9 protein-coding genes and 3 pseudogenes are annotated in these 12,030 nt (G+C 60.4%); 4 read left to right on the forward strand and 8 right to left on the reverse strand.

Features of this window, described 5'->3' with window-relative positions; all coding sequences use genetic code 11:
* Window positions 1–89: 89 nt before the first annotated feature.
* Window positions 90–326, forward strand: a pseudogene (locus tag IWX78_RS15315) (transposase); the annotation flags it as partial.
* Window positions 327–780: 454 nt separating this feature from the next.
* Here IWX78_RS15315 and IWX78_RS15320 read toward each other — a convergent pair.
* Both IWX78_RS15320 and IWX78_RS15325 read right to left on the reverse strand, forming a co-directional pair.
* A complete protein-coding gene (locus tag IWX78_RS15320; RefSeq protein ID WP_196834510.1) occupies window positions 781–1,512 on the reverse strand; it encodes a response regulator transcription factor in 732 nt (243 codons plus the stop codon).
* Entirely contained in the window at window positions 1,509–2,258 is a 750-nt protein-coding gene (locus IWX78_RS15325) for a sensor histidine kinase (protein ID WP_196834511.1), read from the reverse strand. The genes IWX78_RS15320 and IWX78_RS15325 overlap by 4 nt, the downstream gene beginning before the upstream one ends.
* Before the next feature lie 1,140 nt (window positions 2,259–3,398).
* On the opposite strand from IWX78_RS15325, the gene IWX78_RS15330 reads away from it, so the two are divergent.
* The 3 genes from IWX78_RS15330 to IWX78_RS15340 all read left to right on the forward strand — a co-directional run bounded on the left by IWX78_RS15330 (window position 3,399) and on the right by IWX78_RS15340 (window position 5,554).
* The gene (locus tag IWX78_RS15330) at window positions 3,399–4,043 is read left to right on the forward strand and encodes a hypothetical protein (RefSeq protein WP_196834512.1); all 645 of its coding nucleotides are present in this window, start codon (window positions 3,399–3,401) and stop codon (window positions 4,041–4,043) included.
* Window positions 4,044–4,169: 126 nt separating this feature from the next.
* Window positions 4,170–4,493: a hypothetical protein gene (locus tag IWX78_RS15335; RefSeq protein ID WP_196834513.1), complete on the forward strand. Its 324-nt coding sequence runs from the start codon at window positions 4,170–4,172 to the stop codon at window positions 4,491–4,493.
* Window positions 4,494–4,672: 179 nt separating this feature from the next.
* Window positions 4,673–5,554: a ParA family protein gene (locus IWX78_RS15340; RefSeq protein WP_196834514.1), complete on the forward strand. Its 882-nt coding sequence runs from the start codon at window positions 4,673–4,675 to the stop codon at window positions 5,552–5,554.
* A gap of 607 nt (window positions 5,555–6,161) precedes the next feature.
* On the opposite strand, the gene istB is transcribed toward IWX78_RS15340, so the two are convergent.
* From istB to IWX78_RS15370, 6 genes and pseudogenes are all read right to left on the reverse strand, one after another.
* Window positions 6,162–6,941 carry an IS21-like element helper ATPase IstB gene (gene istB / locus IWX78_RS15345; RefSeq protein WP_196834515.1) on the reverse strand — a complete coding sequence of 260 codons (780 nt, stop codon included), beginning with the start codon at window positions 6,939–6,941 and terminating at the stop codon, window positions 6,162–6,164.
* Window positions 6,941–8,198, reverse strand: a pseudogene (gene istA / locus IWX78_RS15350) (IS21 family transposase). Before istA ends, istB begins: the two are co-directional and overlap by 1 nt.
* A 209-nt stretch (window positions 8,199–8,407) precedes the next feature.
* Window positions 8,408–8,859 (reverse strand): annotated as a pseudogene (locus tag IWX78_RS15355) (IS1380 family transposase); the annotation flags it as partial.
* Between the two features lie 121 nt (window positions 8,860–8,980).
* Window positions 8,981–10,081, reverse strand: a complete 1,101-nt coding sequence (locus IWX78_RS15360) for a Gfo/Idh/MocA family protein (protein ID WP_196834516.1) — start codon at window positions 10,079–10,081, stop codon at window positions 8,981–8,983.
* A complete protein-coding gene (locus tag IWX78_RS15365; protein WP_196834517.1) occupies window positions 10,068–11,129 on the reverse strand; it encodes a Gfo/Idh/MocA family protein in 1,062 nt (353 codons plus the stop codon). Before IWX78_RS15365 ends, IWX78_RS15360 begins: the two co-directional genes overlap by 14 nt.
* Window positions 11,126–12,013 carry a sugar phosphate isomerase/epimerase family protein gene (locus tag IWX78_RS15370; protein WP_196834518.1) on the reverse strand — a complete coding sequence of 296 codons (888 nt, stop codon included), beginning with the start codon at window positions 12,011–12,013 and terminating at the stop codon, window positions 11,126–11,128. The genes IWX78_RS15365 and IWX78_RS15370 overlap by 4 nt, the downstream gene beginning before the upstream one ends.
* Between the last annotated feature and the right edge of the window lie 17 nt (window positions 12,014–12,030).

Here is a 12,030-nt window from a genome sequence, read left to right on the forward strand (position 1 = left end):
ACTCGCTCGGGTAGGGCTTAGGCACAATGCCATCCTTCCAGGCCGCCCTCCCGGGCAAGCCAGATCAGATGTCACCTTTCCGTGCAGCAGACCCGAACGAGCGTTTGAACCGGGAGATCCGCCGCCGCACCGACAGCGTTGGGATCTTCCCCCACCGCGACGCGATCACCCGCCTCGTCGGCGCCGTCCTCGCCGAGCAGACCGACGAGTGGGCTGAAGGGCGCCGCTACCTCGGCCTCGACATCCTTGCCAAGAGCCGCCTCACTCTCGTCTCCAAAACGAACGAGGAGGTGGCCGACCAGCTCACCCTCGAACTCAGCGCCTAACCCCACCGACCGAAGGAAACATGGCTACACCACTCCACGGGACTTGACCGGAAATGCAAATACCGCCAGCTAACGCAAAGGTGGTCTCCCAACTTGTTGGGACAGTGAGCTCTTGCCCTTCCGCCGACCGGAAGGTGCAGGACACGCCTAGAGGCAGGTAGGTGACCTCCCCGGTTGCCCCCGCTTCGACCGGTTCGATAACCGCTACAGGTGCCGGCGCCAGCGCTTGGCAATAGTAGTCAGGGTTTCGAGTATCGTTCACGAATGGCTGCAAAGAGGAGAGCAAGGACGATGCCGCCGAAAGCTAGCAACGCACCGACCAACCTCAAAGCTAACCGCCCTCTTTTAGTCGACGGCATGTTTCTCCCCTTGCATATTGAGCTACTGCGCAAGAAGTCGTTAAGTTTCCAAAGCAGTGGCACTGCGCAGCTTGTACAGATTCCCTCCGCGCAGGTTATGTCTGATTGAGGCTTGAAGAATATGTGTCTTTCGGCCCATCTTCCGGACGCTCCAACCTGCCGAGTTGGTCCTCGTTCCCATGAGGGACGGTCGCCCCAGCGGCTCTTGATCGCGGGGGCTCCCCAGTGAGTCCAATCCGGGTAGCCCTATTCAACGCATCTATCCGCGATGTAGCGCCAAGTTTTGAGTAGAGATTACTCACATGGCGTTTGACTGTTCCAACTTGTATTGACAAGCTCTCCGCTATTGCAGCATTTGTCATCGCCCTACCGAGCATTTGGAGTACTTGATCCTCCCTCGCAGAGAGAAGTCTCCGCCGCTCAGGTCTTTCCCTATTGCCGCCCCCCTCGGGTCGGCGAACCTGTCCCATGCGCTGCAACGCCAAGATGAGATCGGAGCTGCGAAGCGACTTTGTGAGGTAGGCGGAAGCGCCTGCTTCGACCAGTTCGGCCTCAAGCACGCGATCCGCGTGCATTGTAAGGATGACTACGTGGGTTGCGGGGCTTGTCCGTTTCAGAGCTCGCACCGTCGTGTAGGCCGATGGTCCCGGCATGTCGATGTCGAGGAGAACTACGTTTGGAGTTGTCGCTCGTGTCATCGGCACAGCATCCCAAGAGTTGTTGGCCTCACCAACTACGACGATCTCCGAGCTCTTTTCCAGGAGTGCCACCAGGCCTTCCCGGAAGAGATCGTGGTCGTCGAGAACGATCACCCGCAGAGAGGTCACGTCCCGTCCACCTTCGAAGACAGTGGCAGGTGAATGTGGACCGCTACTCCGGACTTGGTTGAATGCACGGACATATCGGCGCCTATGGCGCCGGCTCGCTCCTCCATCCCGATGATTCCGAGCGATTTGGCACTGGTCGCGTCTTTTGGGATTCCGGGACCGTCGTCGACCACGAACAAGCTCAAATCCGCATCTCGCCAGACAAGCGAGACCATCACCCTTGACGCGGGCCCCGCATGGCGGCGGGAGTTTCGGATCGCTTCGATAGCGATCATGAAGAGCTCTTCAGCTTGCGCAGAGGGTAAGAGGCGGGGTGAGCCCTCCGAGACGACCACTATTTCCGATTCTGTCCCGATGACGTTGTCGACATATTTCCTTATGGCGTCGTCGAGAAAGTCTGTCCCTACGCGTTGTCGCAGGTCAAAGGAGATCGACTGCACGTCGGTGAGTGCGGTCCGGATTATGCACGCCGCGGCGTCGAAATGTTGGGAGCCCTCAGCCCCATCCAAATCTAAGACACCGAGTTCGATTCGTTGGATCGAGGCTGCGAGGTTGTGAGCAACGCGGTCATGCAGCTCGCGCGCGACATAGTTGCGGCTCTCCTGATTCGCGGTGCTGATCTTCTGACGGAGAGCTTCCGTGTACGCGATCGCGCCGGGAGGGAATCGACGCCAAACTGCGTGATGGAGGATTTGAGCTACGGCTATGGTTGCGCTCTCGGTTTCTGTTTGTGCGTACGTGACCACGAGGGCAATGCAACTCCGAAAAGCGCCTCTGCAGCCATGAGGCTGTCCGCAGGATGACGGTTCTGAGTTGCTCGAAGCAATCCAGTGTTGGTCATGCTCGCGCGGTCACCATACTCGACCGACACCGGAGATGGGTTGAACCCGCCGGTCTTCAGGGCGAGTAGCGCCTCATCCAGGATGGACTCCGCTTGTCTCCGAAATTCGGAGTCAAGCCCAGTCGTTGTCGCCAAGGGGCTCGACCGTGCCCAGAGTAAAGCTTGAACCTCAATGAGGATCCGAGCAATCAGGGTGGCTTCGATGGTCCCCTGATGGGCGCCGCTTATGGGCTCGGCCATCGCATCTGCCCCCATCAGTCCGTCGCGGATGGTAACCGTGACGCACGCTCTACTAGTCCGCTTCGCTCCACCGTAGCGGGCGAGCGGCTCTCGCGTCGAATGGCGCTGGTCGCCGTCGCAGTGCTGAATGTTGGTGCGGTGGCTTGGTGCAGGAGTCACCCATCGTGGTGTGTCCGACTGGCCCTTCAAGATCTCACGAAAGTCTATCTGGAGGAGGAAGGCGTCGTTGGGCGTGCTCGGTACCCCCCACTGCGGTCTTCGGCAACGCTTTGGCTCTCGGTGTCTACACCGAAACCGGCGGAAGCCTCAGCCTCACCGACCACCAGGTGGCGCTGATCACCGCAGCAGCAAGCCGCAAACCCGAGCCCAAGATCCTGGACGAGGTGTGCCGTCCCGCTCCCCCGCGTCGTTGCCATGCTCCGCCGCCTATAGACCGGGCACGGCTGGCCTGGGACACGCTCAGGCCAGCCGTGAGGAGGCCGGCGCCCCCTCACACTCCCCCACCAGGCGACAGCCAGTCACCAGAGTCACGGTTCCACTCCGTTCTGGTTCGTTTCGCGGAGCAGCGGCGTAGCCGCTGCAAAGCCCAACCCGTCGGAGCCGCTGCACGGCGCTGTTTGCTGAGCCTTTGTGACCATTCCGGCCGGTCATCGTAGCTCCCTCCGCACCTGCGTCACCCACAATCTCGGACGCGGTCGCACGCTCCCTTATTTCGCCCGAGATTCCGGGCACTGCGGTACTCCCGGTCGCTATCGATTTCTCTCGCCGGAAGGCAAAAAAACAAGTTGTCCAAGGGGAGAGAGACATGACCACCACGACCACAGGCCACCTCACGTTGAGGACCAGCCAGGAAATCGCACAATCCCGAAAAGCAGCATCAGCGTTCTTCCACGGCCTCGCCACAGCCTCTACAACGCGGATCGAAAAAATCAGGGCAGAAGGAGCACGGTCCCCCAACCTTCACCTGCTGCTGTTCAATGTCTCCCAATGGCAGAACCCTGCCACGGCTTCGCGCGAAGCAGCCAGAAAGCGCTGGGAACGAGTGGAGGAGAACCTGAAACCGTACGTCGGCCGCGAGACCGCACGTCGCATGCCAGCTCACCGATTCCTCAGCCCGGAACCGGGCAACACGGCCGCACTTCGAAAGGAACGGAAAGCATGGGCCGCGAGGATGCACCGGCCGTCTCCGCGGCTGATCAGCAGACCGACCAGGGAACAGAACGCGCATTACAGGCTGTGGATCCTTGAGAACGAACGACTCAGCACCCCCGTTCTCGCTGGTGGGCTGAGCGTCGCCCGTTCAACCGAGAAAGCGCCGCTGACGACCCGCTACATTCCGGGGAAGGTCAACCCGGCAGGAATGACACCCGAGCGTGCCCTCGAAATCGCAATGGCCGCACTCGAACACCTATATCCGGCGGGGCGGGGCGGCCAGGGCGGCCCGCCGTGAGGGGTGATTCCCCTCACACTCCCCCGCCAACCAGAACTTCTCCACAGCTGGACGGGATCCGTCCGGCCGGAGTCGACAGAAAATTACGCTCAAGCCAACCCCCACAAGTCGGACAGGAGTGCACCCATGAGCAATTTCGTGAAACTCGTTATCACGGAATACGACAGCGATGGCAGACCGGCGATCGGCGCAGACGACCAATGGTTGAACATCGACGCCGTCACTCACGTCGAAGAACATCTTGGCAACAACCTGTTCAGTCGCGGCCCCGGCGAGCGAGAAGAGCACTATCCCTGCCTCCTCATCACCAGCGCGGACGGAAAAGATCGACTCGTGTCGCTCGGAGCCACTCCCGACCCCACGTCAGGGATGCAGCGCATCGAGAACTTCATGACTCTCTTGCAGACGCGGCCCATCCGCCCGCACTCAGATCTTGGCCTCAAGCGCTAAGAATCGCAAAATGCAATAAAAACAAGTCTTGTAAGACAAAGAAGTATTGTATTCATGGTATTTATTGCCTTCCGCGTGTCGATCAATGCAATAAACCATTGCAACGCAATACTTGATTTGCAAGTAATCCAGTAAACACAAACAAGTATTGTTTACCGGCTCGAAGAAAGGGTGCGCAGTTGGCACATACAACGGTTGTAGCGAATAACAAGGGCGGCGTGTCCAAGACAGAGCTGACTGTGCAACTCGCTGCGGCGCTTGCCCGCGCAAATTGGCAAGTACTTGTGGTTGATATGGATCCCCAGGCAAACGCCACTCGACGCCTAGGCGTGGATTGGGATCCAACCGAACCAATTGTCACGATGTCGGAAGTGATCAAGGCGGACCAGGTTGGTGTCGCAGAGGGTGCCGTGGTCGGATGCCGATGGACGCTCCCAGATGGAACACCGACGGTGGAAGCCGGAAATATCGACGTGCTCCCTTCACGGTTTGACCTAATCAACAGGGAGACCGAGGCTGGTGTTGTAGGCGCGGTACGAAGGCTTAAGAAGGCGCTCGAGGGCTGGAGTGAGGATTACGATGTCATCCTCGTTGACACCCGGCCTGACCTCGGGCATCTCGTCCAAATGTCGATGGCAGCTGCAGACACGATCATCATTCCTACCGACCCAAATTATGACTCCGTTGAGGCTGCAATCCGGGTGAATGACTTCGTCACTCGTCACGCAATGGATATTGGTAACCCAGACCTCAGTGTGGGCGGCGTCGTAGTAACGCGGAGGAAGGCGACCAGCGAACACGACTACCAAATCGAAGGGCTACGCGAGCAATTCGGCGATCTCGTCTGGAACCTCGGGGGAGTGGTGAAACTCCCGGACGGTTCCGATCTCCTGAACCCGCCCTATATACCCGAGTGGTCCCGTTTCGCAGAGGCGGACGCTGCCGCGGTTTCCCTATCGGACTGGCACGACAGGAACGGACGTAAGACCGTTGCCATCTACGACGCAGTCGCTCGCGCCTACCAAGCCCGGTTCCTCGCTCCTAAGGGAAAAGCAGCATGACTACACCAAGCCGCCGACGGCCAGGGAGCGCAAGCCCCATCAAACTCTCGCCCCAAGTAGAAGAAGTGCGCACCTCGACCACAATCGATCCTCCGGCTGTCGTCCCCTCGGTCGATAACGAACCAACGATCGCCCCAACTCCCCAGACTCGTGAATCGAATCGGCCGCGCAGAAGCCCAGTCGAGACCGACGAGAAAAGGCCTGTGACCTTCGGGCTCCGTGTCTCGCTCAAGAAGCGAGCCGAAACGGCTGTGCTTCGAACGGCCGGGTACGAAGGAGGGTACAGCTCGATGGCCGCGCTCGTTGATGGGGCTCTCGAGCGGGAACTCGAACGGCTCGCGGTCGAGTTCAACAACGGAGAACCATTCCCACGAAATCCCGGAGGATTCCGACAGGGACGACCGCTGGGAAGTTAACTGCCCCGATTGGAGCTGTTATGCGCCACATCTTGGATCCAAAAAGCCGGCACGGAGGCCGGCCACTGATCGAGCCGCTGCGCGGCGCCGTTGAACCCTTTCCTTTTTCACCTTTTGTCAACGTCGGCCGAAAAATGACCCTGTATCGTCATCTGAAAATTGACCCCCTCTGTTTGGTTTTGCTGTGTTGGTTAGTTGCCGTTGCCAGCGTTTGTCGCCGCGATAAGGTCGCGGCGGGCCCGGGTGCGGTAGGACTCTCCGGACAAGCTGAGGACCTCCGCGTGATGGACGAGACGGTCGATCATGGCCGCGGCGACGATGTCGTCGGAGAAGATCTCGCCCCACCGCCCGAAGGGCATGTTCGAAGTGACCAAGATCGAACCTTGCTCGTAACGAGACGCAACGAGTTGGAAGAACAGATTCGCTGCGTCCGCGTCGAACGGTAGATAGCCGACCTCGTCAATCAGCAGGAGCCGGTAACGTCGCAACCGTTTCAGCTCCGCGTCGAGCCGGCCCGCCGCGTGCGCAGCACCAAGCCGGGCCACCCACCCGGTCGCGGTGTCGAAGAACACCGGGTAACCGGCTTGGGCGGCCTTCACGCCCAGGCCGATCGCGAGGTGGGTCTTCCCGACCCCGGGCGGGCCGTGCAGGACCACGTTCTCTGCCTTCGCCACGAACGTTGTAGTGGCCAGGTGAGCGAGCACGTCGCGGCGCAGCGAGGGCTGATGGTCCAGAGTGAAGTCCTCCAACGTCTTCACCTGCGGGAAGTGTGCCCCCGCGATCCGCAGGCTCGTGCCGTTGGCCTCCCGGTCGGCGACCTGGCGTTGGAGGACCGCGGTGAGGTATTCCTCGTGGGACCAAGCCTCGTCGCGCGCCTGATCGGCCAACGATTCGCAGACGCGGCCGATCGTGGGCGTCTTCAACGCCCGCACTAGGTAACCCATCGTCGAGGCGATCTTCTCGGCAGCCATCAGTCGAGGACCTCTCCAGTGGCCAGGTTCACCGGGAAATCGATCCCGAACAGGGCGTCGTAGTCCGGTAACGCCCGGAAAACGACGGTGTGCTCCCGGGGTTTGGTGTGTGCTCTGTCCCGAGCACGCCGGTCATCGGCAAACGAGCGCCGCAGACTCTTCGCCGCGGCGACGTGGGCCGGGTCGGTGACGACGACCCGGTCCGCCCAACACCTTGCATGGTCGGCGACGACTTGACCGCCGCAGGTGACGAGGACCCGGGTCAGGGTCGCGGTCACGTCCACCAGGCGGCCAATCACTCGCGGGTCGACCAAGTAGTCGACCGAATCGATACGCACGTAGTAGTCGCGGGCCAGACGCACCCGGCTACGGAGCCCGGTCACTGGCGGCATCGGCGGCAACGCGGTCATCGCGGCCCGGTCCCGCTCGAGCACGTCCACCGGCCGCCCGGCCAACGACCGCACCGTCCTGGTGTTAGCCCTCGGTAACCAAGCCGCCAGTTGTGTGTTGAAGTCCTCCGGTGAGGCGAAGCTGCGCCCGGGAAGGAACGAAGTCTCCAGGAACCCGTTATTGCGTTCAACCATGCCCTGAACTCTGGATCTCGCGGCGGCGCCAACACGATCCTGGTCGCTAACGTGCCCGCGAACGACGCTGCCGGCACCGTCACTTTCCCGGTCCCACCGATCGCGGATTCCCGATCCCACACCAACGTTTTCGAGACTGCGCCGATACCCGCGATCAGCTGCCACATGCCCGCCAGAATGTCCCCGGCCTGCCGGGAAGGGATCATCACCGCGGTGAGCATCTTCGAGAACGTCAACGTCATCACCAACACCGGCAGCATCAACGACTGCCCGTGCCCGACCGGAATCTTTGGCTCGGGAAACCACAGATCGCACTGCGTCGCGGCCCCGGGCTCGTGCACGATCCGGTCCGCTGGATCGACGCCCGCATACTCGGGTCGGATCTGGCGGATGCGGTCTTTCAAGGTCGTGATCGAGTGCTCCCAACCGATGCGCTCCGCGATGACCGTCGCTGGCATTCGCGGGAAATCACGCAGCAGCTTGCGCACCTCGCCCTCGACAGCGTCGACCAACGACCCTTTCGACGAACGCGAGTACCCCGGTGGCTCGTCCGACGCCAGCGCTGCGCGCACCGTGTTACGTGCCACCCCCACCGGCGCACGATCTCCTTGATCGGAACCTGCTCGGCCCGATGCAAACGACGAATCTCTGCCCAATCTTCCACTGAAATCACCCTCCAAGGATGTCGGAGGGGTCAATATTCATCCGACGCTATGGGGTCAGTATTCACCCGTCGTCGACAGGAGTAGACCGCCCTCACCAGCGCTTAACAATCGGGCCGAGAGCCAGTGGCTCCCCACCACACCACCACTGGCTCTCTTCCGCACGATCGCTGGCTCTAAACCGCACGATCGGGTGGCTCTCAAGGCACCAAATACTCATCTGATAACCGTGGACTTCCTTGATGGTGTCATCGATATCGACGATGGCGTACTCGTCAACACCCGTCGTGATCGGAGTCGCGGCCGCTAACCGTTGGAGCCAGCGGGAAGCGACCGCGTCGAGTTGGCGGACGTGACCGAAGGTGAAGGCTCGCAGGAACGAACCCAGGGTCGAGGGTGCGTAAGCACCGATAAAAAGCTCATCCCGCCGTGGCGCAGCACTGCCATATCGTCAATCGAATCGGCTCCGGCGACCATCCCAGCCACCAAGGCGGTGACCTTCAAACCTGCGTTCGCGCCGAAGTACCCTGGCAGGCTCAACCGCTGATCAGTCAGGTCACCCAAACCGGTTCTCACCGCCAACGCAATCGCGGGCACCAGCCCGGCGGCCGACACGAGATTCGATTCATCGAACGTTGCTGACAGCGCCGCGGAGGTGTGAGAAAGTTGCATCTACGAGATGCCTTCCTTTTCGGTGAAACAGAACTCTAGACAAGCTCTATTTTTCCCGATCAGTAAGGCATTCTCGGTTTAACTCGCCGTCAGACTCACAACCGAACCGGTGGATTGAGGCTTAGACGGCGCCAGTCGATACTTCTTCCGTCGTGGAAGTGACATCGATCAGTACTCCGCCTCTGCGGGCTGATTCCGAGATAGCTGTAAGAACCTCCAACACGTGGAATCCTCGCGTCCCGCTCGCCTGGTGAGGTCGACATTCAACGATACTTGCGGCCAGATCGACAAGCCCCATCCCCATATACCCATGCTCGGCGTCCGCGCTAAGAGGCACCTCAACGAAACTCGCATTCTCTCCAGTAGAGATGAAGATCGGACCACCCCATGAATTGGCTTGTGGAGCCGAAATCGTCCCCTGTACGCCATAAATTTCGAGGTTGGGCATCCCGGTCTGCACAACGTCGAAACTGGTCGTTAGCGTCGCGGTACTCCCGTGCCGAAACTGCAAGATTGCGGTGACGTGGGTCGGAGTCTCCACCTCGAAGCGTTCTCCGGTGCGTGGCCCTGTGAGTATCTCGCGTTCCTTACGCCCCGACACTGCGAACGCCGCGGCACGCGCCACTGGCCCGAGCATTGCTGTGAGGACGGTTACGTAGTACGGGCCAATATCAAAAAGCGGGCCGGCTCCGTTCTGATAGAGAAAATCGGGATGCGGGTGAAACCGCTCCGGCCCGGCGTTCAGTACGGCAGCGCTGACAGAGATTGGGGTCCCAATCGCGCCGTCTTCAAGCAACCGGATATTTCTCTGGGTTCCGGCGCCAAGGAACGTGTCCGGGGCGACCCCGATCCGAAGCCTCGCCACCTCGGCCTCCCTTACGAGCGCGCGCGCATCGTCGAGAGTCGTGGCCAGGGGTTTCTCCGAGTACACGTGCTTACCGGCTCGGAGAACAGCCATGCTGACGTCGAAGTGCGCCGCCGGAGCGGTCAGATTCAGAACGAGATCGATATCACTCGCGAAGAGGAGCTCCTCGACGTTGCACGCCCTCATTCCCGGATATTGCGAAGCCAGGGTCTCTGCACGTGTCCGGTCAGTGTCGGCGCAGGCAACAATCCGGATGCTCGGACGGCCAATAAGATTCTTGAGGTACTTCGTGCTCACATTTCCGCAGCCAATGACGCCGACCCGCACGACGACGCCGTCTGCGTCATGCCAGGTCAACTTCAACACCCATTCGCGCCGAATCGTAGATTCCGCTGAGAATGCGCATCATTTCGACACCGTGTTCAATAGGAGCGATGTCAAGGGCGTCGCCCTGACAAAGCTTCACAAAATGAGCGATCTCGTTGGCAAACCCCTCCGCGAAGTCGAACGTCGAGTGATCGATCTGAGGAACGATATTCAGGACGGTATCGAGATCCTCGGTAACGAGACGCAGTTCAGGTTCAAGCTCCGCTCCACCTCGGTCTCCAAATACCGAGACTGAGAGCTGGTCGGACGAGGCATGCAGTGAGTAGCTCGTGTCCAGCGTCAGCGATGCACCATTCTCGAAGCGGATGAGAGCGGTGACGAAATCTTCCACATCGTTAAGCGCAGGATCGTAGTCGGCCACCTTGTAGCGCGAGAGTGACGTAACGTTCGCACGGTTGCCGAGAACGCTGTGCGAGACAGCGCTCACCGTCGTAGCACGTGGGCAGCCCATCAGAAACCAGCACAGGTCGAGCACGTGTATCCCGATGTCGATCAGCGGGCCGCCACCGGACCGGCTGCTGTCCGCGAACCAGCCACCTGGATTGCCGAGCCGTCGGATATTGACGGCGCGAGCGTGATAAATCGTTCCCAGTCGACCGGCATCGATGAACGATTTCAGGGTTACGGCGTTGCCGCCGAACCGACGCACGAAACCTACCTGAATCCGCTTGTCGCTGCGCTTGGCTGCGTCGGCAATAGCTTCAGCCTCGTGGTATTCGCGACTGAGCGGCTTCTCGACAAGAACGTGCTTGCCCGCCTCCAACGCCGCAATGGAGATGGCTGCGTGGCTGTCGTTCCACGTGCAGACGCTGATCGCGTCGATTCGCGGGTCAGCGAGCATCTCCTCCAAGCTGTCGAAACTGTACTCCGCACCGAAGCTCGCTGCTTTTTGCGCGGCACGCTCGCGGTTCTGGTCATAGACACCGACGAGCTGCACGTTTGGGTTTGCCGCGTAGGCACCGAGATGCATCTCTGCGATGCTGCCAACCCCAACTACTCCGACTCCAAGTTTCGTCATTTCGCGGCCACCGCCTCAGCCATGAGGCGTTTGGCGTTGGCGAGTCCGATAGGAGCCGCCGTCAAGCACTCTTCTATCCCCTCGAATTCGATCGAGATGAAGCCGTCGAATCCGGAATCCACGATGCCACGCATGATCCCCCGCATGTCCAGGTCGCCGAAACCGACGATCGACCCGAGCAGGTAAGACCCACCGGGGGTATGGTGCCACCCGTCACCCGGGAATTGACTGCGAACGTAGAAGTCCTTCAGGTGAATGATCGATGCAAACGGAGCGTTGGCAGCGACCGCCACGACGGGATTTTCATCGACAGACATGAAATTACCGACGTCGAGAGTCGTCTTGAAGTTGGGGGCGTCGACCAGGTGGATCAGCCGACGTACCCGCTCGCTGCCGTTCATCCATAGACCGTGGTTTTCCACACTGGTTGTTATGCCGTATTGCGCCGCGTACTGAGCCAGTTCGCGGCATGCGTCGGCGGCGCGCAACAGCAGGGCCTCGTGCTCTGCAATGCTCGCGACGGTGAAGCCCCACTTGGCAACGTCGTGTCTGAAAAGGCAAATCCCCAATTCTGCGGCTACGTCGATATGCCGCTTGAGCCGTTCGAAGTCGGCGCTGCGATTCTCGCCGACCAGGTCAGCGGGAACGACCAGGTTCGACAGAACCACGCCGTTATCGGCGGCCCGCTGCTTGATCGCACGGACGAGGTCAGGCGAACGGTCGAGGGCCGAGGTGTCGTTGGATATCTCTGGAGACAGTGACACGGTCGCAATTTCCAGATGAGTCGCGTCGCTTGCGGATACCCAGTCGATGACATCGAGAAGGGTCATATTGCCTGCCCTGAGCTGCTGGTAGAAGGAGTACGAACTGAAACCAAAATGCATTGAGAACACCTTTGCTT

Origin of the sequence: Mycetocola sp. CAN_C7 (assembly GCF_015752285.1) — a bacterium.
In the GTDB taxonomy this organism is placed as follows: Bacteria; Actinomycetota; Actinomycetes; order Actinomycetales; family Microbacteriaceae; genus Mycetocola_A.